Annotated in this window: 22 protein-coding genes and 2 pseudogenes; 16 read left to right on the top strand and 8 right to left on the bottom strand. The window is 56.9% G+C overall.

Annotated elements, in window-relative coordinates; translation table 11 throughout:
• The first annotated feature begins 131 nt into the window (after positions 1–131).
• The 4 genes from D3261_RS01460 to D3261_RS01445 all read left to right on the top strand — a co-directional run bounded on the left by D3261_RS01460 (position 132) and on the right by D3261_RS01445 (position 3,446).
• The gene (locus D3261_RS01460; protein ID WP_120067975.1) at positions 132–545 is read left to right on the top strand and encodes a heme-binding protein; all 414 of its coding nucleotides are present in this window, start codon (positions 132–134) and stop codon (positions 543–545) included.
• A 193-nt stretch (positions 546–738) separates the two neighbouring features.
• Positions 739–2,466 (top strand): propanediol/glycerol family dehydratase large subunit, encoded by a 1,728-nt coding sequence (locus D3261_RS01455; protein WP_120067973.1) that lies wholly within the window; start codon positions 739–741, stop codon positions 2,464–2,466.
• Between the two features lie 3 nt (positions 2,467–2,469).
• Positions 2,470–3,045: a propanediol/glycerol family dehydratase medium subunit gene (locus tag D3261_RS01450; protein ID WP_120067971.1), complete on the top strand. Its 576-nt coding sequence runs from the start codon at positions 2,470–2,472 to the stop codon at positions 3,043–3,045.
• 2 nt (positions 3,046–3,047) lie between these two features.
• Positions 3,048–3,446 carry a diol dehydratase small subunit gene (locus D3261_RS01445; RefSeq protein ID WP_120067970.1) on the top strand — a complete coding sequence of 133 codons (399 nt, stop codon included), beginning with the start codon at positions 3,048–3,050 and terminating at the stop codon, positions 3,444–3,446.
• Between the two features lie 130 nt (positions 3,447–3,576).
• On the opposite strand, the gene D3261_RS01440 is transcribed toward D3261_RS01445, so the two are convergent.
• From D3261_RS01440 to D3261_RS20980, 5 genes and pseudogenes are all read right to left on the bottom strand, one after another.
• Positions 3,577–3,873 carry a hypothetical protein gene (locus D3261_RS01440; RefSeq protein WP_233553809.1) on the bottom strand — a complete coding sequence of 99 codons (297 nt, stop codon included), beginning with the start codon at positions 3,871–3,873 and terminating at the stop codon, positions 3,577–3,579.
• Positions 3,874–4,313: 440 nt separating this feature from the next.
• Positions 4,314–5,876, bottom strand: a complete 1,563-nt coding sequence (locus tag D3261_RS01435) for an acyl CoA:acetate/3-ketoacid CoA transferase (RefSeq protein WP_120067968.1) — start codon at positions 5,874–5,876, stop codon at positions 4,314–4,316.
• A gap of 267 nt (positions 5,877–6,143) precedes the next feature.
• Positions 6,144–7,355, bottom strand: coding sequence for a CynX/NimT family MFS transporter (locus tag D3261_RS01430; protein WP_120067967.1), 1,212 nt, complete (start codon positions 7,353–7,355; stop codon positions 6,144–6,146).
• Between the two features lie 306 nt (positions 7,356–7,661).
• The gene (locus D3261_RS01425) at positions 7,662–7,832 is read right to left on the bottom strand and encodes a YrhK family protein (protein WP_233553808.1); all 171 of its coding nucleotides are present in this window, start codon (positions 7,830–7,832) and stop codon (positions 7,662–7,664) included.
• Between the two features lie 498 nt (positions 7,833–8,330).
• Positions 8,331–8,472 (bottom strand): annotated as a pseudogene (locus D3261_RS20980) (helix-turn-helix domain-containing protein); the annotation flags it as partial.
• 220 nt (positions 8,473–8,692) lie between these two features.
• Between D3261_RS20980 and D3261_RS20975 the strand changes: the two are divergent.
• From D3261_RS20975 to D3261_RS01390, 6 genes and pseudogenes are all read left to right on the top strand, one after another.
• Positions 8,693–8,845 (top strand): annotated as a pseudogene (locus D3261_RS20975) (cell division control protein Cdc6); the annotation flags it as partial.
• A 99-nt stretch (positions 8,846–8,944) separates the two neighbouring features.
• Positions 8,945–10,117 carry an alanine--glyoxylate aminotransferase family protein gene (locus tag D3261_RS01410; protein WP_120067964.1) on the top strand — a complete coding sequence of 391 codons (1,173 nt, stop codon included), beginning with the start codon at positions 8,945–8,947 and terminating at the stop codon, positions 10,115–10,117.
• A 195-nt stretch (positions 10,118–10,312) separates the two neighbouring features.
• Positions 10,313–11,782: an MDR family MFS transporter gene (locus D3261_RS01405; RefSeq protein WP_120067962.1), complete on the top strand. Its 1,470-nt coding sequence runs from the start codon at positions 10,313–10,315 to the stop codon at positions 11,780–11,782.
• Between the two features lie 496 nt (positions 11,783–12,278).
• Positions 12,279–13,328, top strand: a complete 1,050-nt coding sequence (locus D3261_RS01400) for a thiamine pyrophosphate-dependent dehydrogenase E1 component subunit alpha (RefSeq protein WP_120067961.1) — start codon at positions 12,279–12,281, stop codon at positions 13,326–13,328.
• Positions 13,328–14,329, top strand: coding sequence for an alpha-ketoacid dehydrogenase subunit beta (locus D3261_RS01395; protein WP_120067959.1), 1,002 nt, complete (start codon positions 13,328–13,330; stop codon positions 14,327–14,329). Before D3261_RS01400 ends, D3261_RS01395 begins: the two co-directional genes overlap by 1 nt.
• Before the next feature lie 12 nt (positions 14,330–14,341).
• Entirely contained in the window at positions 14,342–15,346 is a 1,005-nt protein-coding gene (locus D3261_RS01390; protein WP_120067957.1) for an NAD(+)/NADH kinase, read from the top strand.
• Between the two features lie 97 nt (positions 15,347–15,443).
• Here D3261_RS01390 and D3261_RS01385 read toward each other — a convergent pair whose 3' ends face one another.
• Positions 15,444–16,994: a 2-oxo acid dehydrogenase subunit E2 gene (locus D3261_RS01385; protein WP_120067956.1), complete on the bottom strand. Its 1,551-nt coding sequence runs from the start codon at positions 16,992–16,994 to the stop codon at positions 15,444–15,446.
• An 856-nt stretch (positions 16,995–17,850) separates the two neighbouring features.
• Between D3261_RS01385 and D3261_RS01375 the strand changes: the two genes are divergently transcribed.
• Entirely contained in the window at positions 17,851–19,026 is a 1,176-nt protein-coding gene (locus D3261_RS01375; RefSeq protein WP_120067952.1) for an enolase C-terminal domain-like protein, read from the top strand.
• 1,036 nt (positions 19,027–20,062) lie between these two features.
• Here D3261_RS01375 and D3261_RS19885 read toward each other — a convergent pair.
• A complete protein-coding gene (locus D3261_RS19885) occupies positions 20,063–20,359 on the bottom strand; it encodes a hypothetical protein (RefSeq protein ID WP_158589320.1) in 297 nt (98 codons plus the stop codon).
• Positions 20,360–20,363: 4 nt separating this feature from the next.
• Here D3261_RS19885 and D3261_RS20545 point away from each other — a divergent pair, with 4 nt between their 5' ends.
• The 4 genes from D3261_RS20545 (at position 20,364) to D3261_RS01355 (ending at position 23,021) form a co-directional block, all read left to right on the top strand.
• Entirely contained in the window at positions 20,364–20,567 is a 204-nt protein-coding gene (locus tag D3261_RS20545; RefSeq protein ID WP_233553807.1) for a hypothetical protein, read from the top strand.
• 18 nt (positions 20,568–20,585) lie between these two features.
• Entirely contained in the window at positions 20,586–21,023 is a 438-nt protein-coding gene (locus D3261_RS01365; protein WP_233553806.1) for a thermonuclease family protein, read from the top strand.
• Between the two features lie 349 nt (positions 21,024–21,372).
• The gene (gene tnpA, locus D3261_RS01360; RefSeq protein WP_120067951.1) at positions 21,373–21,777 is read left to right on the top strand and encodes an IS200/IS605 family transposase; all 405 of its coding nucleotides are present in this window, start codon (positions 21,373–21,375) and stop codon (positions 21,775–21,777) included.
• A 2-nt stretch (positions 21,778–21,779) separates the two neighbouring features.
• Positions 21,780–23,021, top strand: a complete 1,242-nt coding sequence (locus tag D3261_RS01355; protein WP_120067949.1) for an RNA-guided endonuclease TnpB family protein — start codon at positions 21,780–21,782, stop codon at positions 23,019–23,021.
• Positions 23,022–23,226: 205 nt separating this feature from the next.
• On the opposite strand, the gene D3261_RS20805 is transcribed toward D3261_RS01355, so the two are convergent.
• A complete protein-coding gene (locus D3261_RS20805) occupies positions 23,227–23,361 on the bottom strand; it encodes a hypothetical protein (RefSeq protein WP_255409172.1) in 135 nt (44 codons plus the stop codon).
• 891 nt (positions 23,362–24,252) lie between these two features.
• Between D3261_RS20805 and D3261_RS01350 the strand changes: the two genes are divergently transcribed.
• Entirely contained in the window at positions 24,253–24,798 is a 546-nt protein-coding gene (locus D3261_RS01350; protein WP_120067947.1) for a dihydrofolate reductase family protein, read from the top strand.
• Positions 24,799–25,393 lie beyond the last annotated feature (595 nt).

The following is a 25,393-nucleotide window of genomic DNA, read 5'->3' as shown; positions in this document are numbered from 1 at the left end:
CCGCTTTGAAATACATTCCTCCGGATTCTTAACTACTACACAGACCTTTCGACGAGGACGAAATAGAGAGGCCTCAAAATCATCACGTAATTTTATTATGTTGACGAGAGACTATGGAACGGGATCGTATCATGGACGACATAAACGCAAGCACGGCACGAGAGATCATCGCCTCCGCAGAAGAAAAAGCGAACGAGATGGGAGTTCCAATGTGTATCGCAGTGATGGACGAGGGTGCGAACCTGGTTTCGTTCCATCGGATGGATGAGGCGCTCTTGGCTAGTATCGATATCGCCCAGAACAAAGCTTACTCCGCGGTATCGCTGCAGATGGATACCGACACCATTCACGAAATATCCCAACCCGGTGAGTCGCTGTACGGGTTGGGTACCACTAATGGAGGACGGATCGTCACTTTCGGGGGAGGATTTCAACTGAAGCGAAATGACGATACAGTAGTCGGGGGCATCGGTGTCTCGGGTGGGAGCGCATCGGAGGATATGGAAGTCGCCCAAGCTGGCGTTCAAGCGTTTGAAAACAGTTAGATCGATACGTCTTGGAAATCGGTAGCAGAGATCGTACGCGGTCGATACTCCAAGAAAGTCACGAGCGCCGGCCACTATTTCCAACAATAGATCGTCCAATTACAAGCCAAGGAGTGCTACTCAAAACATAGTTGTCTTTCTTGGTGATAAAATATGTTAGATACTTGTGTCTGTCTACACAATAACATACGGAATGTCGGATAGAAGTGTATCACCGAACGAGGAAGACGACCAGATCGAACAAGGGGAGCCAAAGCGCTCGAAACGCTTCGAAGCACTCGACAACCGCGCGATCACAGAAGACGGGTTCGTCAACGAGTGGCCAGAAGTCGGTTTCGTAGCGATGGAGAGCCCGAACGATCCTGACCCCAGTGTCACTGTCGAAGACGGAGTGATCGTAGAAATGGATGGTAAGCCCCGTGAGGAGTTCGATTTTATCGATCGATTCATCGCGGATTACGCCATCGACATCGAAGAAGTCGAGGAGGCAATGGCGACCGATTCGGTCGAGTTTGCCCGTGACCTAGTGGATATCAACGTCTCACGTGAGGAGGTCGTGAAACGATCAACGGCGATGACGCCGGCCAAACTCGTGGAAGTCGTGAATGAGCTCGACATCGCCGAGATCATTATGGCAATGAAGAAGATGCGAGCCCGTGGTACCCCCGCGAACCAGTGCCATGTCACGAGCGTCGAAGACAACGTAGCCCAGATCGCCGCCGATGGGGCTGAGGCCGCATATCGGGGATTCCACGAAGCTGAGAACACAGTTGGTGTCGCACGGATGGCCCCCCTAACCGCACTCGCCCAGCAGATCGGGACCCAGTGCGGTCGCGGCGGTGTCATCACACAATGTGCTGTCGAGGAAGCTACCGAACTTGAACTCGGAATGCGTGGGTTGACGGGCTATGCCGAAACGGTCTCGGTCTACGGCACTGAGGGCGTCTTCAAGGATGGTGACGACACGCCGTGGTCGAAGGCCTTCCTTGCGTCGGGGTACGCCTCACGCGGTGTGAAAATGCGCTACACCTCGGGGGCGGGATCCGAACTCAACATGGGACAGGCGGAAGGCAAATCGATGCTGTATCTCGAAGCCAGGTGCATTCTCGTCACGAAGGGCTGTGGCGTACAGGGGCTCCAGAACGGTGGTATCAGCTGTATCGCTATTCCCACGTCGGTGCCTGCCGGAGTCAAGGAAGTCGCGGCCGAGAATCTCATCACCATGCTCGCGGACCTCGAAGTCGCCTCGGGCAACGATCAAACGTTCACTCATTCGGAGAAGCGTCGAACCGCTCGAATGATGCCTCAATTCCTCGCCGGGACCGATTTCATCTTCTCTGGGTACAGCTCAATGCCGAACTACGACGATATGTTCGCGGGCTCAACGTTCGATTCGGCGGATTACGACGAATACAACGTTATGCAGCGCGATCTCCAAGTCGAGGGAGGTACACGGCCGGTCGAGGAAGAGACAGTACTCGAATACCGTGAGCGGGCGGTAAAAGCTCTCCAAGCAGTCTTTGATGAACTCGGTTTCCCCCCGATTACTGACGAAGAGGTCGAAGCCGCGATCTATGCTGACGGCAGCAAAGACATGCCCGAACGGAGTACCGCCGCCGACATCGAGGCTGCCGAAGAAATGATGGATGAGAACGTCACCGGTGCGGATATCGTCACGATCCTCGCCAAGAACGGCTTCGAGGATATTGCTGAAAACTTACTTGGAATTTTGAAAGGCCGGATCGCAGGCGATTACATCCAGACATCGGGTGTCTTTGAGGGTGATGGTGAGTTCGAAGTTCTCAGTGCGGTCAACGATCCGAACGAGTATGCGGGCCCCGGCACGGGTCACCGCCTCGAGGGCGAAGACTGGGAGGAGAAGAAACGAATCCGCTTCGCGGTCGATCCGGAGGACATCTGAGCGATGGCAAAAGCACAACAACAGACAACGGAACGGCGATTGGTACTCGCCGATACGGGTCCCGCCGAAACAGGCACGAATGACGACGAGGTGGTGATCTCAATCAGTGCGGGGTTCAACGAGATGAAAGATGAGACCCTCGCCGGAGTCAAGCACGCAAACGTACTCAGAGAAATGATGGCCGGAATCGAGGAAGAGGGGATTACCTCGCGAGTCGTACGTTTTTACGATAGCCTCGATCTCGGCGTCATTGGTCTCCGAGGGGCGAAGCTCAGCGGTTCAGGTATCGCCATTGGTATCCAGACGCGAGGAACAACGCTAATTCATCAGCGTGATCTGGTACCGCTCAGTAATCTCGAACTCTTCCCACAGGCGCCCTCGATCGACCTCGAAACCTTTCGGGCGATCGGACGGAACGCGGCACGGTATGCGAAAGGCGAATCGCCGGAGCCAGTACCTGTCGGAAACGATCCGATGGCCCGACCGAAGTACCAGGCGTTCGCGGCGCTCTGGCACATAAAGGAGATGGAGTATCGCGACGACCGCGACCCGGTCGAAATGGAGGTACGATTCGAGTAACTATGTCGAACGATACGAACTATCCCCTGGGTGAGAACCCTGACAACGTCGAAACACAGAGCGGAACCAAACTCTCGGACATCTCGCTTGAGAAGATCGTCGAAGGCGAAATCGATGGCGAGGATCTGGATATCGCGCCCGAAACTCTCGAAAGCCAAGCCCAGATCGCCGAGGAGGCGGGTCGAACGCAACTCGCCCAGAATTTTCGGCGTGCGGCCGAACTCACGTTGATCCCCGACGACCGAATCCTCGAGATCTACAACGCACTCCGGCCGAGCGGGGCTGAGAAAGGGAAACTCCTTGAGATCGCGGATGAACTCGAAACAGAATATGACGCCACGCTCAACGCAGCGCATGTTCGTGAGGCTGCGGAAGTCTACGAAGAGCGTGGCCTCTACTGATGAGATTTGAACCTCATCTGTAGGACGGAGTCGATGTAGATTGCCCAGCACTGGGCGTGCTGACTCTCGGACCCAACTGCGTTCGTGAAGTGACGTTGACGGCACCGGTGGGGAGGAGTTATCTGATCACTCATTCCCAGAGACCCATGATACGAGCGTCCAGTTTTCCAAGGATGCCCACAGTTACGTCGCGCCAGTCCTCCGAGTAGGGTTCATCGGTTCCAGGAGGCGCTACATCCGGCGGTGAATAAAAGTGCTCTCGGGCACTGTGCGTGTTCGGGTGGCAGTCCCATCGACACTCCCAGTGATCACCATCCTTCCAGTGCTCGGTGTACTGGAAACTGAAATCGTTGTTCTCGTCCCAGCGGATCTGGAGGGAGGCTCTTTCAACTTCAACTGGGAAGTATCCGAGGTCAAAGCTGAGCACGACGGAATTCGGCGCACAATCCGGCCGATACTCCACGCTTTCGAACCGCTCGCTCCCCGAAAGTCGGTGACCTAGCCGATCGAGAACATCGTAGTCTATCGGCGCCGTGTCTTTGCCAGATGACGGTCCCAAAAGGACCAGCAATGACTACTCAGAAGCCGTCAGTGCCGCCCACTGCATCGACACCCATAGACCTGTTCCGGCACAAATTCATCGACTCACGCCACGCCACCGGTCCGATATCGTCGTTGATGTTGCCCCCTGTCGAGCATTGTGTCTCGCAGCTCATCGACGCCGAACGTGGTATCGGAAAAGAACCGGTTGGCGAGATCCGAGCCCGCCACTGGTTCTCGGAGCGGGCTAACCGATCTCCCGCGAATAGTCCGTACCGACATCCGCATCTTTACCATCGTGCCCTTATCCCAACTAGGAGCAACGCCTCACTTGACATGGCTGCGAAGCGCGAACGCCGATTCCTCGAACAGCGCCTGCGGCATCTCTGAAACCTCATCGGCGACGATCGGATCAAATCCCATCTCCCCGAGCACCTCCCTCTCGATGTCGATTCCCGGGGCGACTTCAACCAACACAAGGCCCGAGTCAGTCAGTTCAAAGACTGCCCGCTCGGTGACGTACGTGATTGGCTGGTCAATCTCGACAGCGTGTTCGCCACTGAACGTTATCTGCTCGACCTGCTCGACGAACTTACTGTTCGTTCCCTCACCTCGAATCTCTATCTCGCCGTCGCCAACAGCGACGTCGAGGTTCCCTGCCGTGAGCGTTCCACAGAATACCACCTGCTCAGCGTTCTGTGTGATGTTGATAAACCCTCCACAGCCCGGGATGTCGGCCCCGAAGCGGCTGACGTTGACGTTGCCAGCAGCATCGATCTGTGCCATCCCGAGGAACCCGATATCCAGCCCACCCCCATCGTAGAAGTCGAACTGTTCGGGCGAACTGACAAGTGCATCGTGGTCGACAGCCGTCCCGAAATTGATACCACCTGACGGTGACCCACCGACAGGACCTGCTTCGACGGTTTGTGTGATCTCATCGCCGACACCACCTTCGGTTGCGACCGCCGGGATCAGTTCCGGAACCCCAACCCCGAGGTTGACAACAGCATCCGGAACCAGTTCCATTGCCGCACGGCGTGCGATAACCTTTCGTTCGGTGAGTACTGGCCAATTTTCAGCGTTGTCGCTCTCGGGGACTCGAATTTCACCGCTCAGTGCACCACTGTAGTCTTCGCCATACGTCTGGCGGTGGTGGGACGACGGAGCATCAACCACTGTATCCACGAGAACACCTGGGAGGTCCACCTCGCGCGGAGAGAGCGTCCCCGCTTCGGTTACGCGCTCGACCTGTGCAATGACCGTTCCTCCGGAGTTGTGTGCAGCCTGTGCCGTCGCAAGCATATTCGCCTTCAACGCCTCTCGTTCCATCGAGATGTTCCCGTTCTCGTCGGCTGTGGTCCCACGCACGAGGGCTACGTCGAGCGGGATAGAACGGTAGAACAAGTACTCTTCGCCGTCGAACTCCATAACCTCGATGAGGTCTTCGGTCGTGGCGTCGTTTGCCTTACCTCCATCCTGTCGCGGATCGACAAACGTCCGCAATCCGACATTCGTGATCGTCCCAGGTTTGCCGGCAGCTGTGTCACGGAGCAGGTGGTCCATCGCCCCGAACGGGAAATTGTATGCCTCAACGTCACCCGCAGCGATGCGTTCCATCAGCTGCGGAACGAACCCCCAGTGGCTTCCGATGACGCGTTCGAGCATCCCGTCACGGGCGAGATGCGAGACTCCCCGTCCCTGACGGTCGCCTTCGGCGGCGGGGTGATACAGCGTAAGGTCACCCGGAGTTCCGGTCTCACCGTAGCGAGTTCCCAGTGCCTCAAGGAGGTACTCTGGCAAACCAACGGCGACGAAGCCACCGACTCCGACAGTGTCACCCGTATCGACTTGTTCGACGGCCTTGTCGACTGAACACACGATGTCCATCGTGTTTGCCTGTTGTCGACTGCCGATATACCTTGCTGTCGGACAAAATCAGGAGGTTTCCCGGTTGAACCGAACACGCCTATAAGCGCCGTCACAGCCTTCACAGAACACTTCAATAGCGATCTCAGCTATCGTGGAGAATCGCCGCTAAGACAGTTTTACACGAGGGGTGAGCTGAGACTATCGCCGTTAACGCGAAAGACAGGCGCAAAGCCTCGCTCTTCAGGGCGGAAAGGATATACAAACATGGCTTTGAGCACGCTCGTCTCACGAACCAAGTCCCGATATCTGCCACCCTGTAACGGCGATCACAACCCCACCCATAGCAACTATCGCCAGACCAGGAGCGAATGAATCGGTCGCATCGTGAAGCGAACCGACGAGAAACGGCCCGAGGAACCCTCCGATCTCACCCACAGCAAAGATAATCCCTACTGCCGTTGCCGTCAATTCGGGGCCGATCTCTTTGATTTCGACCGGAATCGTGCGGATGAGCGGTCCTATGCCACCGAGACCGATTCCGACGATGGCGACCCCACCAGCTGCGAGCAAGAGTGTCGATCTGGATGCCAGCAAGAGGAGCGTTCCACCAGTGACGAGCAGTCCTGCAAATACGACTGCCGGACGCCGAGCCGAGAGTCGATCCGAGAGCAGCGGAATCGAGAGCGCCCCGACGACCTGACCGGCAACGAGAACGGTCGTCGTCAATCCTGCAAGTACAGGTCGAAAACCTCGCGTTTCGAAGATCGTCACAAGCCAGCCCTGTAGTCCATGGTTGACCAGTAAATATGCGACTCCAACGATGACGAGCAAGACCATGTTCCGGCTTGAAAACACTTGCCTGGCGTCCGTAGTAAATGAATGGACGGAGAAAGTCCGCCCCTCACCATCCATTCGAAACTCCACACGAAGTGTCCCGACAAACCAAATGAAAGCGAACGCGACGACAACAAGACCACTCCAGATGAAGACGGGCCGCCAGCCACCAAACACAGGGCCCAAGATGGGTCGACCGACAGCGAATGCTCCGGAGGACCCAGCATATGAACCAAGAACGTAGACCGTTGAGGCGGAGCCGACCTGCTGGGCCGGAAACAGGGCTGCGACGAGCTTCGGGAGACCAAAGGTGATTCCGGTTGCACCCGCGCCAACGAGTAATGTCAACACGAACATCGATGGGAATCCTGCAGCGAGCCCTCTACAGGCACCAGCGAGCCCAAAGATGAACAACCCGATTCCGATCCCCCATCGCGGACCAACCCTGTCGATCGTGAGTCCACTGACTAGTGATAGTGGGATGTACGTTAGGGGAATCGCTCCCACCAGAACCCCAGCTTGCCAGCCGGTGAGAGCGAGGTCAGCGATCATCGGTGAAAGAAACGCCGGTAGTAAAAACCAGATGAAGGTCAGACATCCGTAACTTACGCTACCGAGAGCAAGTGCGAAATAGCTCCACCGCTGGTTTGAAAGACGAGTCATCTAGCAACAACCTGATTGGGTACCAATTTTTGAGGCTACCTCCATGAACTACCCGAACGTTCACAACGACGTCTCAGCACGGAGGTCATCAGTGTGTGCATTGACCGTATGTTGGAGGCCATCTTGAGTTGCACCCATCCCGTGGGTGCGTGGTTGAACTTTGGCCGGCCCGAAGGGTCCGAACTCTTTTGTGATGCTGTCTCAGCCAGCGAGAAACGCGCGTACTAGCTCGAGTAAGATGCAGTAGGTCCAGTTACGGTTGGGAGTGCTCTCCTGTCTTTACTTGCAGTGAGGGGAGTGAGAATCTCACCATCTGTCTCGGACGTATTTGACCAGCGCGTTCCCCATTGAGCCAACGAGCATGAGACACGACCCGACAATGAACATCCATGTACCGAGCATCTGTAATTGTCCTTCGGAGAGGAACAGGATACTGCCAGCGAAGAACAGCAGGTTTCCGACGACCCCCAGAGACATATGATCCATTCGTACTCCGAGAAGAATTCTTCTAAGTCGTCGCTATCTGGGAGGTGCATCTGCTGATGCATTTCGGTTTCCATTGTCCCATATCTGGGTACTCCCCATCTTCAGTAAGTACTTTTGCTCCAGACAATCTTACCAAACACTCAGACAGATTGCCCCCTCAAGCGTTAGGTAAGAGTCGTCAGCTTTAGAGTATGAATTCGAACAAGAGACTACATCACATACTGGCGTGAGAGACACCACTGTTGCAAGTGAAGAAGAATGGAGAAGAAGCAACGATACCTCTCCTACACTACCGCTAATAGGTAAAGCTCTCTAACTATATTTGAACGATAGAATTCTCGTGTTCCTACTCCATGACGTCTCCCGAAGAGTCGCGAATCTCAGGAAATGTCGAAGATTTGATATGTCGGTCTGGCAATGTTGTATGATGAAATAGCTCGATTTCAGGCTGACTGGCTATGAGATCCGGTGGTGAAAATGCTGTCTCAGCAGTGATGGTTAGTGACTCAATCCATGTGCCATCCTCTACGTAGAACGCGTTGTCGAGTTCGATGCTCTTGATGTCGTCCACTGCTCGCCCTAGGCGGTCGATTACTCCGGTCGAATCGGTGCGAAAGACGACTCTGAGCATCCAGACCACCGATGAAATGCAAGCTAAAGGCTAACCATTGTCGATCGAATTCAGCGTATATTTATTCCAGTTGTATTCTTCCTTGTAATGGTCGTTATTCGAGTCGGCGATCCACCGCCGCAAAGAGCAGACGTACCTCCGGGTGCGAGCATGGGAACGGGCGTGGCCACCGGACATATGGTTACGAGGTATCTCGCCGAGGTCGAACCGCAGCTCAGCTGCTCTCTCGGGAGACGTGATTCCTCTAGCCGCGGCCTTTGAGGCACAGGAGCCTGGTGATGACCGCAAAGCTATCGATATTCTTCGCCATGCTGGCGAGGTAGCTAACGGAGAAAGGGCCAACACGATTGGAGAAGAACACGTTTACCAAGCCTAGCAACACGCAGAGAAGGACCGATTTCGAGAACTCATTTTCAAGGCTAGACCTGGTTCAAGTCGTTCACATTTTACCTGACCTCACCTAGACGGTAATATGGAGGCACCTGATATCGACGAGCTCGTACCACCCGACCGAATATTGATGGGGCCCGGTCCGAGCGAGGTCCACCCACGCGTACGGCGAGCGATGAGTACACCCCTGGTCGGCCATCTGGATCCAGCCTTTGTTGACCTGATGGACGAAGTCCAAGAACTGCTTCGGTACACGTTCCAAACCGACAACGAGTTCACGATTCCAGTGAGCGGTACAGGGTCGGGTGCGATGGAGAGCGCAATCGCGAATCTCACTGAACCCGACGATACGGTTCTGGTTCCGGACAACGGGTACTTCGGCGACCGGATGGCCTCAATGGTTCGGCGGGCTGGCGGTTCGGTCGAACGCGTCGACGCTCCATGGGGTGCGCCGCTCGATCCAGACGACGTAGCCGCGGCGTGTGAAACCCATGACCCTGATGTGGTGGGATTCGTTCACGCTGAGACCAGCACTGGCGTCCTCCAGCCGGACGTGCCAGCACTCACTGAGATCGCCCACGACTATGACGCGCTCACGATCGCGGACACCGTGACATCACTCGGCGGGGTCGAACTCCGAGTCGATGACTGGGGGATCGACGCGGCGTATTCAGCGACGCAGAAATGTCTCTCCGCGCCGCCTGGTGCGAGCCCGCTCACCCTCTCCGAACGTGCTGTCGAGAAAGTCACGAATCGCGACGCCCCGGTCCGGTCGTGGTATCTGGATCTCTCGCTGCTCGCCGACTACTGGGGCGAAGAGCGTGCGTACCACCATACGGCGCCGATCACCAACGTCTACGCGCTCCGCGAGGCGCTTCGACTGGTGGCCGAAGAGGGGCTCGAAGCATGCTGGGAGCGCCACGAACGGGTTGCGGGAGCACTGCGGGATGGCGTCGAGGCGATGGGACTCGAACTCGCGAGCGAGTCGTGGCTTCCGAGCCTGAACACAGTCGCGCTCCCCGAGGGCGTCGACGATGCGGCGATCACCGATCACCTGCTCTCCGAACACGGGATCGAAGTCGCGGGCGGGCTCGGCGACCTCGCTGGCGACGTGCTCCGGGTTGGGTGTATGGGTCGCTCCGCCCGACCGGCGAACGTCCTCGCAGTCATAGCGGCACTCGGTGACGCGCTTGCGGCCCAGGGTAATGAGATCGATGTAGATGCCGGACTGGCGGCGACACAGAGTAAGCTGTAAACCCTCGCTTACAAGAAAAGCAGGCGCAAAGCCTCGCCCTTCAGATCCCAACTGCGGCAGGGAATCCTCGCCGTTCACGGCGGGGAGAATCTCAATGGTCACACTGCTTAAGAACACATATCGAGTAGCATCCCTGTGCACGGAACACGCAGTGTTCGACCAGATAGGGTCAACAGATCCCGAGAGGCCTAATCTGTGGAAGAACGAGAACGGCGATTTGCAACCATCGGCGTGCTGGTCGGCATCTTCCTCGCCGCGGTTGACGGCACCGTCGTGACAACCGCGATGCCGACGATCGTCACCGCGCTCGGTGGGCTCGAACTCTACCCATGGGTGTTCACCTCGTATATGCTGTTTACCGCAGTGACGATGCCGTTGTTCGGTCGACTGGCCGACGCCTACGGTCGGAAGAGGCTCTTCTATGTGGGGATAGCCACCTTCGTCGCCGGCAGCGTGCTCTCGGGAGCGGCCGGCAGCATGGCCGAGCTCGTCGCCTTCCGTGCGATCCAAGGTATCGGTGGTGGGGCGATGCTCGCGCTCCCTTACACCATCCTCGGCGTGATCTACCCGCCCGAACGACGCGGCTGGGCCATCGGGCTCGGCGGTTCAGTCTGGGGCGTTGCGAGCGTACTTGGCCCGCCGCTTGGCTATGCGATCGTCTCGACGCTCGGCTGGCGCTGGGTCTTTTACGTGAACGTCCCTGTCGGGGTCATTGCAGTCGCGTTCATTGCGACCACACTCGAGGAGACGACGGGTGCGGCTACAGGTGATATCGACTATGCGGGCGCATTCACCATCACGGTGGGGGTCGGCACGATCTTGGTCGGCCTCGAACTACTCACGACGCGACCGCTTACTGCCGGCATCGCGGTCGCGATCGGCCTCACCGCGCTCGGTGGCTTCTATCTCGCCGAACGACGGGCCAAGGAGCCGATCATTCCGTTGTCACTGTTCGGGGATCGAACTTTCCTCGCTACCATCACCGCTGGCTTCCTCACGAGCTTCGTGGTCTTCGCCGGGCTGACGTATATCCCGCTATTCGTCCAGAGCGTTCACGGCGGCGCGAACAGCTCGGCGATCGCGGTCGTGGCGATCTCGATCGGTTGGTCGGGCATGAGTGTGCTCGCGGGCCGTGCAACCGAACGCATCGGCGAACGCCGACTCTCGGTCGCCGGCACAACCTGTATCGTGGCGAGTTTCGCCGCAGGAGCGTTCTGGACACCCACAACGTCGCTCATCGTGATCGTCATCGTTGCGTTCGTCATGGGTGTCGGCATGGGGACGGTAACGCCGCCGTTGCTCACTGTCATCCAGAATCATCTTGGAACTGAACAGATGGGACTCGCGACCTCCTCCCAGCAGTTTTTTCGTCAGCTTGGCGGCGCAATGGGCGTATCCATACTCGGTGTCGTGATCACGACGCTCGCACGCGAACAACTCGCTGCCGTCCCTGGCGTGTCGACGCTCGGTGACCTCCAGCGCGTCCTATTCGAGACGAACACGCCACCGGCGGGGGCGGCCGCTGCACTAGCCAGCGGGCTCTCGTCGGCATTCGTCATATCGGCGGTCATCGGGGTTGGTGCGCTCGTGGCCGTCTTCGGGCTCCCGCGAGGGGAGAGTGGGCGTAGTGCAGACTCCGAGCAAGCCGACCCCGCCACGGACTGACGAGCTGAGGGGATCGAGGTCCGATAGTGTTCGACATCGGCGTTCATCAAGCACGTCTACCACTATAAGTCGAAATAGTCGATAAGCATCAGGAGCTAGAATAGGTGTGACATGTCTGGCATGGAGCTCGCAGCGCTCGTTCGTAGTGAATGTTCATGAATCGGGTATCTAAGCAGCTTCTGGTAGACCGTTTCGAAGCAATCGAGCCTACCGACGCGCCGAAGCAACCAACAGGGAGTCGTCTGCTCTATAGCCTCGCAGAATTATCCGTCCACACACGCCTAGATTGAAAGTCCACGAAATTCACTCGCTGAAGATCAACGCAACAACAGAGATCAGCCACCCCACGTTTCCGTCGTTCCTCACCGAAGATGAGCAGTTCTTCAAATCAGAATCCTTTTGTTCACGATCCGAATCGCCGAGAGCTGCTCGGATCACGATATGTGATAACCTGCCACAACAATTATGGTCTTTCATTACGTTTGTCTTCGCGCAAATGCCAGCAATCGATATCGAAGCAGAAGACGGACGAAAGGAAGCACTGCAACGGATGCTCAGGATCCGCGAGTTCGACACCAAAGTAGGGGAGTACTTTGCAGACGGAGATATTCCGGGGTTTGTACACCTCTACGTCGGTGAAGAGGCAGTTGGTGTAGGAGCATGTGCCGCCTTAGAAGAGGATGATTACATTACCAGCACACATCGAGGACATGGCCACTGTATCGCGAAGGGTCTCGATCCGAAGTTGATGATGGCAGAAGTGTTTGGGAAGCGCGAAGGATACTGTAACGGCAAGGGCGGGTCGATGCACATCGCCGACGTAGATTCGCACATGCTTGGAGCGAACGGGATCGTTGGTGCAGGCCCACCGCTTGGAACCGGCGCGGCACTGAGCATCACTCAAAAGGACGAGGACCGAGTTGCACTCTCGTTTTGCGGAGATGGCGCTGTCGCACAAGGGCAAGTACACGAAGCGGTGAATCTGGCTTCTGCATGGAGCCTCCCTGTGATATTCCTCGTCGAGAACAACCAATACGGCGAAGGAACACCGGTTAGCGACCAACACAACGTCGAGAACCTCAGTGACACAGCTGCGGCATACGATATTCCGGGTATCAATGTCGACGGGATGGATATTATTGCCGTGAACGAGGCCGTCGAGGAAGCACGGAAACGGGCTCGGGACGGTGCTGGTCCGACGTTCATCGAAGCAGATACCTATCGCTTCCATGGTCACTTCGAAGGCGACCAGGAGCTCTATCGCGACGAAGAGGAGGTCGAAGAGTGGCGAAAGCGCGACCCGATTGATGCATTCTCCGAACGGCTCATCGACCGCGATGAGCTCACCGATGAGGAGTTAGAAGAGATGCGAACGGACATCGAGACGGAGATCGAGGAGGCTCTCGAGTACGCTATGGATGCAGATGACCCATCCCCAGAAGAAGCATACGAAGATATGTTCGGAGAACGAGTGCCGGACATCGACCTGTTTGTAGAGCAAGCGAACGCACGTGCCGATGGCGGCATCAGGGGAGGTGGGTTCTGATGGCGAGCGCACAGCTCGAAGCTCAGGAGACGGAAACGATGACGATCCGGGAGGCCATCAGGGAAACCATGCGCGAGGAGATGAATCGGGACGATGATGTCTTCCTTGTTGGCGAAGACATCGGCGTGATGGAAGGGGTCCTCGATGTGACTGGAGACCTCTACAATCAGTTCGGACCCGAGCGAGTACGTGATACACCGATTTCGGAGGCAGGAATCATCGGTGCAGCGACGGGTGCAGCAGCGACCGGGTCGCGACCCGTTGCTGAACTCATGTTCTCGGATTTCATTGGCGTCGCGATGGAGCAGATAATGAATCAGATGGCGAAGATGCGATATATGTTTGGCGGCAAGATCGAGATGCCAGTGACGGTGCGTGCCACCGAGGGGGGTGGCATGGGCGCTGCGAGCCAACACTCCGGAACCGTTCACACGATGATCGCTCACTTCCCGGGACTGATGGCCGTCACACCTGGAACGCCTGCAGCCGCGAAAGGCTTGCTCCGGACAGCAATCCGGTCGGACGACCCAGTGTTCTTCTTCGAGAACAAGATGATCTACGAGCAAGAAGGGGAAGTACCGGTCGATGAAGACTTCACCATCCCACTCGGCGAAGCAAACGTCGAGCGAGATGGAGAAGATGTCACTGTCGTCGCGACTCAGCGCCTCGTTGGCGAGTCCTTATCAGTCGCCGACGAACTCGACGGCGAGACTGATGTAGAGGTGATTGACCTCCGATCACTCTACCCTCTCGATACGGATACTATCGTTGAGAGTCTGAACAAAACGGGACGAATGATTGTTGCTGGAGAGAGCCCGCTCTCCTATGGGGCACAAGCGGAAGTGGTCTCACGAGCCGTCGAAAATGCCTTCTACAGTCTCGATGCTCCGATCCAGCGAGTTGGAGTTCCGGATACCCATATGCCGTTCAGCCCATCGCTCGAAAGCGAGGTGCTTCCGGATTCGGACGACGTTCGCAACGCTATCGAACGAATCGCTTGAGGCTAGCGATTCGTGTCTCATCTTGGAATTATCGTTAATCCTGCTGCGGGTCGCGACATCCGGCGGCTAACCGGCGGAGCGACCGTCGTCGACAATCACGCGAAGCGCCGCGTTGCAGAATGTGTTCTTGCGGGGCTCACCGTCGTCTCGGATCCACCAGAGGTAACGCTAATGCCCGACAAATCAGGAATCGCAGCGAGCGTTGTCGAGAACGCACCAGAGAACGTTTCTGTCGATCTACTCGATATGTCTCCCACTGGAAGAGCGGCAGATACCCGCAGAGCTGCCGAGCGTTTTCAGACACACGCAGATGCACTCATTGTCCTCGGGGGTGACGGGACGACTCGTGATGTAGCGCTTGGATGTGACGACCTTCCGCTCCTTTCGGTATCCACTGGCACAAACAATGTCGTTCCATCCGCTATCGACGGAACCGTGGCTGGAGCCGCAGCAGCACTCGTTGCGACCGGGGCTGTCGACGATGAGGTGGTCACCTATTGCCATCAGATGGTTGAAGCACGTACCGAGTCGGATCGTTCGGTGACTGGACTCGCAGCGGTCGAACTCTCCGATCGCTCGTTCGTTGGAACGCGGGCGTTACTCGATCCGGATGAGCTACTCGGCGGAATCGTTTCCCGAGCGAGTCTATCGGCGATCGGTCTGAGTGGTGTTGCAGGGGCTTTCGGTTCGCTCGCCCCGGACGAACCTGGTTCGATCGGGCTTCGTCTTGCTGATGTCGAGACGTGTGATCGTACAGCGAGAGCGATCGTCGCACCTGGTGTCGCGACCGAATTCGCTGTCACGGATTTTCAGCGCATCTCTGATGGGAGCTCAATGACTGTCGAGGTGGATGATGCCGTAATCGGTGCCGACGGCGAACGTGAACTCGAGGTCACCAACGAAACTGTTGAGTTTTACCCGGTGCCCGATGGTCCACGACTCATCTCGTACGAAGCAGTGTTCGACCGTGCAGCGGGAAACGAGGTTTTAGTCTCGAACTCATTTGAGAATCGGTAAATCCGGCGTTCGGCGTCCCGCTCCAGACTCTATTAGAGCTGAGTTCGCTATTGGTGTCCAAGGAACTGAAAAGGACGCCCGTAATGGAGCCTCCGAATTATACCGATTTGAAGAGCAACGCCATCGGATTCTCGATGTAGTTCGTGAGTGTCTCGAGAAAGCGTGCTGCGTCCGCCCCATCAACGACTCGGTGGTCGAAAGAGAGATCGAGTGGCAGATGCTTTCTGAACGCAACTTCGTCTCCATCAGGAACTGGACGCTGTTGTATCGCGTTGATACCGAGGATCGCGACTTGGGGTGGGTTGATTATCGGATCGAATGATTCGACGCCCAACACCCCAAGGTTCGTCACGGTGAACGTTCCGCCTTGAAGATCGTCCATCGTGTACTCACCAGAGAGTGCCTTCTCCGTCAGCTCTCGGCGCTGAGTCGCGATCTCGTCGACGGTCTTGTCATTCACACTAGGGACGACCGGCGTGATGAGGCCTGCTTCGACATCAACCGCGACTGAGATGTTGTGCTCCTCGTAGAGACGATGCATATCGTCCTCGAAAGTCGCGTTGAATCCAGGATGTTCGGAGAGGCTGGCAGAGAGAGCGAGCAAGAGGAGGTCAGGCATCGAAATCTCGGTATCGAACGCGTCTTTAGCCGCCTCTACAGCGTCGAGGAAGGCTTCGACCTCCACCTCCCGGTGTTCGGTGACGTGGACCGCATTCTGATAGCTCTGGCTGAGTCGGCCAGCAATAGTTTGGCGCATGCCATCAAACGCCCTCTCCTCCCGGAGAGTACGTTCCGCGGGTCCGGCCTGAGCTTCAGCCGAGGGTTTGGATGCTTCATCTCTCGATTGGGTGGTGCCGCTCTCGTCAGCCGCTAGCTGTACATCAGATTCGGTAATTCGTCCGTTCGTGCCAGATCCATCAAGACTCTCGATGTCGATCCCATGCTCCCGTGCGAGCTGACGAACACGCGGTGCAGCGAAAGTACGGCCGGTTGCTGGTTCCGATTCACTCACAGCCTCAACATCGTCGGCTGTGATCGCTCCCTGCGGTCCCGAACCATCTACCTCACTAAGGTCGACACCGAGGTCATCGGCACGCTGCTTTGCCCGAGGTGAAGCCCTCACTTGGTCTGCACTCTGTTCATCACCGGTGCTTTCGACGTCATCAGCAGTGATTGCCCCTTGCGGCCCTGAACCATTCACAGTAGCGAGGTCCACACCGAGCTCCTCAGCACGCCGCTCCGCCCTCGGTGAGGCCCTTACGTCCTGCTCTCCATCATCTATACTCGCCGCTTGTCCATTGTCTGAGGCCGTTGATTGTTCGGTAGTATCACTTTCGTCAGCTTCGGGCTCTGCAGACTCTGAAGACCCCTCTCTTTCGAATTCAGCCTCGAGGTCGGCGATATCCTCATCTTCACCTGCGATGATAGCGATAGGAGTACCTGGAGAAACGGTTGCACCCTCTTCGATCTCGATCATCCGAAGAATACCCCCTTCACGGGCATCGATATCAGCAACACTCTTCTCAGATTCGATCTCGGCGACCGGTTCGTCCTCTTCGATCGGATCCCCCTCATCGATGTACCAGTCGAGAATCGTCCCTTGGTCCATCTCCAAACCCAGCTTCGGCATCTTGACAACGTATCCCATGACACGCTATGTGTATCCAAGATACTAAACATTCATTACAATCAAACTATACCATTGGCTGTTAGTCGGGCGAAGATGATAACTGGCGATACCGCCCCAAGTCGCTCTATCGCATCTAGTTTCAGTCCCTCCGCCCTAATTCGGGATAGCGGGTAAGCAGTCTTACCAAACAGTAGAACAACACCCCTGACCTAGCGTTTGGTAAGATCCGCAGGGAGCGGTGGCCCCATGGGCTCACGTGCATGAAGAAAGACCACCACAGTCAAGTAAAAGAAGCAGAGCATGAAGCTATGCCAAAATGCGACAATTGTGGCGCGTTCGTGACTCAACAGTATGTTCGTGTGTTCGCTCCGACTGGATGGAATACCGTCCGAGTATGTCCTGACTGTCCCGACATGCTACGCGACGGTGGCGACATCCGCGAAGCGAAGAGCAACCGGCGACAGTAACTGCGTGTATACGGATCAGGAGCCGAATAGAGTCATCACTTGAGCTAAGCTCAACCAATGTGTAGAGGCCCCAAAGTGATAGCAGGTTCATCAGCTGGATCTCTTCACCTCCAGACGATTTTTTCAGTGAACATCCGAGCAGAACCATAGAGAGAAATAGATACATCCGGAATCTCACTACCGACCGCTCAGAGCTATCTGTTGCTGACACAGTACCGGTTGGTGATCGTTTTGGACATTTGACTTTTCACTTGGTTCTCTCAGCGACATCCTATCTAAGTGTGAGTTCCGAATTGGGAGGAGAAGATGCATCTCTTGAAGGGAATGTACTTTCAGCCGACAGCTATGCCTGCCTCAAAAGTCGCCCGCCGCAAAACCTATCCGGCGACTCTCTGTTGGTCCCGGGGATGGGTTTAGAAATAACGCGAATAGTTAGTACGGAATTCGCCTACACCGTTCCGGACGTTGGGACGGATGAGTACGGGTTTAACCTCCGATATGACCCGGGTAACGAACTTGAACGAAAGACCTTCGCGCTTCGAATCGAGACTGATAGTGGCGTGAACGGTGAGTTCGTTGGCGGAACGTCACCGGGGGCAGCCCAGATCAACATGATTGCGGACTATTTGATCGGCAAGAACCCTCTTGAGCGCGAGAAACACTGGAGTGAGCTCAAACGTGCTCTTCGAAAGTTCGATGGAATGGGGATTGGACCACTGGATATCGCCCTGTGGGATCTCGCAGGCAAACGGGACGAAACTCCGATCCACGAGCTACTCGGAACATACCGAACGGAAATCCCAGCGTATGCCTCAACCTATAGCGCCGACGACGCGGGAGGGCTCGACTCGCCCGGTGCCTTCGCCGATTTTGCCGAAGAGTGCTACGAAATGGGGTACTCCGGGTTCAAAATCCACCCATGGAGTGGAAGCGACGCTGCCCGTGATATCGAACGTGAAATCGAATTAGTGACTGCCGTTGGTGAACGTGTTGGCGATCGAATGGCATTGATGATCGACCCTGCGTGTGAGTACGAGACCTTCATGGACGCACTCAGGGTCGGACAAGCATGTGATGAACAGAACTTCTTCTGGTACGAGGACCCCTACAGAGATACTGGCATCAGCCAGCATTCGCATCGAAAACTACGACAGATGCTCGATACACCCCTCCTCCAAACCGAACACATCCGTGGCTTAGAGCCAAAGACCGACTTCGTCGCGAATGAGGGAACTGACCTCGTCCGAGTCGACCCGGTGTACGATGGCGGAATCACAGGCGCGACGAAAGTCGTACGAATGGCTGAGGGGTTCGGACTCGATACGGAATTCCACGCCCCTGGCCCTGCACAGCGCCATTGCATCGCCGCGACTCGAAACACCAATTTTTACGAGCTCGCGTTGGTTCATCCCGACTGCTCCAACTCGACGCCACCAGTCTATCTCGGCGACTACGCTGATGAACTCGATAGTATTACCGGTGAAGGCTGCGTTAGTGTTCCAAACGGGCCCGGACTGGGGGTCGACTACGATTGGGATTTCATCCTCGAGAACAAGACCGGCAGTGTACACGAATACACTTGACATCCTCCACGCCGTGAACGACGTGGAATCCCACGCCCACACCGCACCGCGCTGATTTGGGAGTTTCAGGTTCGCGGGTGGACCGTCCTTGTCGGGGATTGAACCCATCGCGGAGCGGACAACCGCTGGCTGTGCCAAGCAGCCGTTATCCCTATCCTCGGAACGTCCGTCCCCGGCGTTTCCGTCGGGCTTCGGAGCGTTCGTCGGCGGATTCGGGAGTACCTTTTTGACCGGCCCACAGAACTCCCGGCGAAGGTCGTTCGCCGTGTTCGGTGGGTTGTCGGATACTGTCTTATTGGGTGGCGGATGGACCGCCTCCGATACCTCTACATTGGGCGGTCGAAGGGTTAAGCGGTCGGTGTGCGGACTGAAAGTGAAAGAGAGCTTACGGCGCTGTATCCACAGCCTGAAGACTGTGGTATTAGCGCCTGCTGAAACAGTAGCGTATAAGGGCGGAGCTGCTGAGATCTGTTATACAAGCTTGTCAGCCGACGGGTCGAGGTGTAAAGGGGTATCCTGGTACCCCTCTTGAGATGAAGCGGTCATGCCTGAAGCGGCGAGGTGGGAGATAGGGAAACCACCTCACTCCGGGAAATGCTGATGAGCCTTCTTCCGTGCTTCAGTGGTGCCTATAGTTCTCGAGGCACCAAAGTACGGTATCAGAGCAATGAACAAATCGGACCGGCTTGCACCGGCAGGCGGCGATCTAGGACAACCCCACGCTTCGCCCAGCTGCTTCGAAGTGACCGCTCCGACTCCCGCCTCAGGAGATCACCGCGACGCAAACCCCACCGACGGCTAACGCCACCCGAACATTTTTTCTCGGCTCTTTCGTTATTTTAATTCAGATGAACCGAACGCTACTCTCGATCGTTCTCGTCGTCGTTCTTGCATTCGCGGGCTGTAGTGGTACCGACCCGGGCTCAGGAGGCACCGCCGTACCCACTGATGAAGCCAGCGGAGAGCGAACAGAGGTACCGGACACCGAAACTACGATGAGTGCCTCGACGACTACCGGGGCAACTGTAGCCCCTACTCAAACCGCGACTTCAATAGCGACTCGAACATCGACGAGTACACAAACACCACCACAGACTCGGACTTCAACATCAACTGTGACGGTGACCGACACCGCGACTCCAACCCCAACACCGACTGCGACGCCGACACCGACTGCAACACCTACCCCTACGCCGACACCAACTGCCACGCCAACACCGACCGCGACCCCGACGCCGACTCCGACCGCAACACCAACGGCGACACCCACTCCGGAGCCCGAGGCATCAGTACCGGACGGGGTCTCGGGTGACGCTCGCCAGGCGACGGTCACGCGCGTGATCGACGGTGACACCGTTGAGGTTGAGTTCGCGGGTGGCGAGACCGACACCATCCGATTCATCGGTGTCGACACCCCCGAGACCTCACTCGGCGATGTCTCGCCCGACGAATACGAGGGCATCCCGAACACCCAGGCTGCACGCGATCACCTCTACAACTGGGGCCAGCAGGCCAGCGAGTACGCTACCAACCAACTATAGGGTGAGACCGTGCGCGTGGTGACCGACGACGAGAGCGATCGCCGCGGGAGCTTCGGTCGCCTGCTCGTATACATCTACGTGGATGACTCCAATTTCAACCAGCAGCTGCTCGAGGATGGCTATGCGCGGGTCTACGACTCGTCGTTCTCGCTCCGCGAGGACTTCGATAGCACCGAAGAGGAGGCCCGCTCGAACGACGTTGGAGTGTGGGATTTCGAGGCTGAGGAGACCGCGACGCCCACCCCGACACCGACGCCTGAATCCGGATCCGGCGACGGCGAGAGCGATGGTGGTAGCGGTGTCGAGACACCGACGCCGAGCGGCGACGCGAGCGATCCCTACGACTGTTCGGACTTCGACTCTCAGGAGCCCGCTCAGCAAGTCCTCGATAGCGATTCCAGCGATCCGTCGGGTCTCGACGCTGACGACGATGGCGTAGCCTGCGAATCGCTCTAATCCGGGTTGGCCCCGATCACGCTTCGTCAATGCCCAACGAGCGTTCTATTGAGAGCCCTACTCCGGCGAGCAGTAGCTCGGCGAACTTCCATGCGCGGCGCTCTTGCGGGGGACCCTTGGAGATATGGATGCATCACTCCGGACTGGTGCATCCACCCTCTCGACGATCTACACAGCGAGTTAGCTCAAAGGTAGGGCGCTAATCCCCCTTCCTCAGCGAGCCCCGAAGGCGCGAGCAGGGAGGGGATACAGCGCCCATCATCATCATCATCATCATCTGTTCAACCACCCTATCGCGCTCCCGTCAAAGGGTTAATGCAGTAGGGTGGCATACTATACGGTGAACCCAATGCAGTACGACCTCGACAAAGGAGCGCACTCGGTGTATTCGCTCCACTACCACCTGATACTCACAACGAAGTATCGGCGTGGTGTGCTAACCGAAGAACGAATCGCGTTCATCGGCGAGGTCATCAACGGGTTCGCGGACAACTACGGTGTCGAAGTCACGAACTTCGACGGCGGCGACGACCACCTGCACATCCTGTTCCGGGCGAAGCCGACCACGAACCTCGTGAAGTTCATCAACACGCTCAAGGGCGCTACTGCACGTCGCGTCCGCAACGAGTACGAGGATGAACTCAAGAGCGAACTGTGGGGCGACTCGTTCTGGACCGATTCGTACTGTCTCGTATCGACGGGACAGGTGTCTCTGGATGTGCTCATGGAATATGTCGAGAACCAGCGGGAGTAACCATGTACTATGCCTACAAGTATCGTCTCACGCCATCCGACGCCATGCGCGAGGAGTTGGACCGCCACCGCGACATTTGTAGGCAGGTTTACAACCACTTCCGCCACCGGCTCGGCGAGTACCGCGAGAACCACGGCGAACTGCCGTCCATGACCGCGCTTCGGTCGGAGCTACCCGACCTCAAGGAGTGGTGGGACGGCCTTTCGGACGTGTATTCGCGGACGCTTCAGGTGGTCGTAGAACGGCTGTTCGACAACCTCAAGGGCCTTTCCGCGCTGAAACGGGAGGGCTACCGCGTCGGCGCTCTCAAGTGGAAACCGCCGCGAGAGTTCCGTTCGTTCACGTACAGTCAGTCCGGCTTCAAGCTCGACAAGAAGGGCGGTCGGACTGTTTTGTCACTCTCGAAGCTCGGCGACGTGCCGATTGTACTCCACCGCGAGATACCCGACGATGCGGCACTCAAGCAGGTCGCGCTCAAGAAGGAACCGATGGGCGAGTGGTTCGCCACGTTCGGCGTCGAGTTCGACCGAGCGCCACCCGAACCACCGACCGACCCGGAAAATGTGGTCGGTATCGACGTGGGGATTCTGAAATACGCTCACGACACCGACGGCGCGGCGGTCGAATCGCCCGATCTGTTGGACGAACGTGAGCGACTTGAACGCGAACAGCGCGCGCTCTCACGGAAGCAACACGGGTCGGCCAACTACGAACGTCAGCGGCGGCGGGTAGCCGAGTGCCACGCCGACCTGAAACGGAAGCGCCGCGACTTTCTCCACAAGTTGTCGAACCACTACGCCACCGAGTACGACCTCGTAGCGGTGGAGGACCTGAATGTTCGTGGGATGCTCGAAAGCCCGTCGAACAGCCGGAACACCGCGTCAGCGGCATGGCGAATGTTCCTCTCCATGCTCGAATACAAGTGCGAGCGTGAAGGGACGCACTTCGCGGCGGTCGAACCGGCGGGAACTACCAAAGAGTGCGCCGCGTGTGGAGTTTCGACCGACAAACCGCTGTGGGTCCGCGAACATTCCTGTCCCTCGTGCGGTTTCACGGCGGACAGGGACGCGAACGCTGCATGGAACATTCTTTCTCGCGGCCTGGAACATATAGGAGTGGTTCACTCCGAATCAACGCCTGTGGAGACCGCGCTCCCTGTGGATACGCCCGTATCTGCAAAGCGCGTCGTAGAGGCAGGAAGCCGCGCCCTCAAGGAGCGAACGGCGTCAGCGGTGAGCGAGTAGGGCGCGGTAGTTCACTGCCGCCGATCGAGAACCCCATCCTCACTGTCACTCGGATATGTTGTCTAAACGCGAGGATTATGCTCTCAGAGCGCTTACTATACGACTTGAGGTGGGGCTGTCCCAGTTCTTACAGGCATCACCCACGTAGCTCCTGCCTCGATATTTCAGCGCACTGCCCTACCAATATCGGACTGCGGTCTCGTTATTAGACAGCGGTGAATCCCTGTTCTCCACCGTAGTGAGGGCAGTTGAACGGTGGGTTGTTGTCCTCGGTAGCGACGGTCTCGCCGCAGTCATCGCACTCGAACTCTGTCTGGAGTCTATCGTCGTCTTCGTCCATATAGAGGATTTTTTGCCCCATGGCTTGAGGGATCTGCACGCGAACTCGATGCTGCCCGCCCACGACCTCCTCTCTAACCCATAGCTTTGAGAAGGAAAGGCAGTTTTTGAGACCCCTGTAGCCGGACTCAGCACTATCGGGCGATGGGGCCGTCAGGTGAGCAGTATTCGAGTCGACTGAGAACGGAGCCAAGAAATGGACTGGTTGAGTCGCAGTGAGAGCGCTGAATCTACGAAACAGAGATGACGCGATTACACACTGAACAGGAGAGGGTATACTGCTCTGGCCGCCGCCAGTTCCGTTCGTGATACCCTGTCTCTGCGCCACACCCCGGGCAGATCGTGATTGGCATACGATGGCGTTTCATCGGGCATGGTTATCAACCTCCCATGTGGCTCACATGATACGTGATCTTGAACCGAACGCCGTAATTGACTTACACCAAATCCGAGAATGCTCGTACCCAGTTTCACGCCATGTTATTGGGCATAGGAGTGGGAGGTTCGAGGTATTTATCTACGGCAGTGGTAGCAGACCCCGTCTCCGATGAACGGTCTTCCCATTCCTTTCTTACATTTTCTGCAGGATTCTGTCCCGCTATTTCGACCGACTCCGTTGTTCCCTGGCATGGCACCAAGTGTGAATGACAGTCACACACGTATAACGATGATGAATCACTGTGGACCACTTGTGAACGCTTATCCGGTCAAACCACGGGACTTCCTCCTTGCACGACGTGGATCTGAATAGGGTCGTAACCGATGAATCCAAGCCGTACTTTCTCGGATATGTGTGATCGGATACTGGGAGCGACGGTCGCAAAACAACGCATGGTGTGTGGTTTGCAACCTTTATCTCGATAGAACGCTTCCCTAATCGGCGACGAAACCGATGAAGACACAGTACTACACAGCAACGAGCATCGACGGGTATCTCGCCGATAACGAGAACTCACTCGACTGGCTCTTCCAGTTCGGTGAGATCGAGGGTATGGAGGATGACTATCCCCATTTCATAGACCAGGTGGGTGCTTTGGCCATGGGTTCGACGACCTACGAGTGGATCACAGAGCACGAAAACCTGCTGGAGGACCCTGAACAGTGGCCGTATGAGGTTCCAGCGTGGGTATTTAGTACCCGGGAATTACCGATAGTCGATGGTGTGGACATTCGCTTCGTACAGGGGGATGTTGCACCTGTTCACGAAGAGATGCTGAAGGCCGCCGACGGCAAGAACATCTGGCTCGTTGGAGGCGGTGATCTCGTCGGCCAATTCCACGATCGTGGTCTCCTTGACGAGATCGTTCTCACCGTCGCGCCCGTCACGCTCGGTTCGGGTGCGCCACTCCTGCCGCGCAGGATCACTGAACCACCTCTGAAATTGACCAACGTCCGAGGGTATGATGATGTCTTTGCAGTTTTGACATACGAGGTGTAACGTGTCGGAGCGGGAAGTCGATCCGCTGTATGTGACGGATCAGCGAAATTGTCGAGAGCGTCCGCACTACTTCGAACGAAGACAACCGGATGGAGCATGAGCGAAAGGCTACTCAGGGAATACCGCACTTTCCAAGCGCCAGCCGAACTCAATTGGTCCCTCGTCACCGGAAGAGACGAAGAGAACGCTCACTGATGGCCAGAGCCAGAACAACCAGAACAGTATCAATACCCGCAATGGGTCGAGCGATTCGGAGACAGATCCCGGTAACCCAATGAGACCGGGATACCACAACGTACTCCACGGCACTTTCACAAAAGCGCTCAAGGAGGCGACGATACCCATTCCGCTCGAGACCCTCGTGGCCTGAGGAGTTCGGTGCTCGATAGCAGGGGTGCACGTTGCCAAAGCCGGTGACGAACCACGGCAGAGGTGGCAGCCAGCGTCAGAGTTCGATTCCGTGAGGTATCTTCGGCTTCAAAGTCATCCGAGCGTCTCGCCATCATAGCTATTTGTGAGCCCCTAAGGAACCGTGCTTCTTCGTTTTTCCATATAACTCACAGAAAGGGTGTGTTCACTGAGTGGGTCCCGATAC

It is taken from the genome of Halococcus sp. IIIV-5B, assembly GCF_003602035.1.
Classification (GTDB): Archaea; Halobacteriota; Halobacteria; order Halobacteriales; family Halococcaceae; genus Halococcus; species Halococcus salsus.
Note: the sequence above shows the minus strand (reverse complement) of the source record. Positions and strands in the feature narration are given on the sequence as shown.

What these genes read in the sequence shown, in the direction of transcription:
- D3261_RS01460 (WP_120067975.1), top strand. Translation starts at nt 132, where the DNA reads ATGGACGACATAAACGCAAGCACGGCACGAGAGATCATCGCCTCCGCA.
- D3261_RS01455 (WP_120067973.1), top strand. Translation starts at nt 739, where the DNA reads ATGTCGGATAGAAGTGTATCACCGAACGAGGAAGACGACCAGATCGAA.
- D3261_RS01450 (WP_120067971.1), top strand. Translation starts at nt 2,470, where the DNA reads ATGGCAAAAGCACAACAACAGACAACGGAACGGCGATTGGTACTCGCC.
- D3261_RS01445 (WP_120067970.1), top strand. Translation starts at nt 3,048, where the DNA reads ATGTCGAACGATACGAACTATCCCCTGGGTGAGAACCCTGACAACGTC.
- D3261_RS01435 (WP_120067968.1), bottom strand. Translation starts at nt 5,876, where the DNA reads ATGGACATCGTGTGTTCAGTCGACAAGGCCGTCGAACAAGTCGATACG.
- D3261_RS01430 (WP_120067967.1), bottom strand. Translation starts at nt 7,355, where the DNA reads ATGACTCGTCTTTCAAACCAGCGGTGGAGCTATTTCGCACTTGCTCTC.
- D3261_RS01425 (WP_233553808.1), bottom strand. Translation starts at nt 7,832, where the DNA reads ATGTCTCTGGGGGTCGTCGGAAACCTGCTGTTCTTCGCTGGCAGTATC.
- D3261_RS01410 (WP_120067964.1), top strand. Translation starts at nt 8,945, where the DNA reads ATGGAGGCACCTGATATCGACGAGCTCGTACCACCCGACCGAATATTG.
- D3261_RS01400 (WP_120067961.1), top strand. Translation starts at nt 12,279, where the DNA reads ATGCCAGCAATCGATATCGAAGCAGAAGACGGACGAAAGGAAGCACTG.
- D3261_RS01395 (WP_120067959.1), top strand. Translation starts at nt 13,328, where the DNA reads ATGGCGAGCGCACAGCTCGAAGCTCAGGAGACGGAAACGATGACGATC.
- D3261_RS01385 (WP_120067956.1), bottom strand. Translation starts at nt 16,994, where the DNA reads ATGGGATACGTTGTCAAGATGCCGAAGCTGGGTTTGGAGATGGACCAA.
- D3261_RS01375 (WP_120067952.1), top strand. Translation starts at nt 17,851, where the DNA reads ATGGGTTTAGAAATAACGCGAATAGTTAGTACGGAATTCGCCTACACC.
- tnpA (WP_120067951.1), top strand. Translation starts at nt 21,373, where the DNA reads ATGCAGTACGACCTCGACAAAGGAGCGCACTCGGTGTATTCGCTCCAC.
- D3261_RS01355 (WP_120067949.1), top strand. Translation starts at nt 21,780, where the DNA reads ATGTACTATGCCTACAAGTATCGTCTCACGCCATCCGACGCCATGCGC.
- D3261_RS20805 (WP_255409172.1), bottom strand. Translation starts at nt 23,361, where the DNA reads ATGGACGAAGACGACGATAGACTCCAGACAGAGTTCGAGTGCGATGAC.
- D3261_RS01350 (WP_120067947.1), top strand. Translation starts at nt 24,253, where the DNA reads ATGAAGACACAGTACTACACAGCAACGAGCATCGACGGGTATCTCGCC.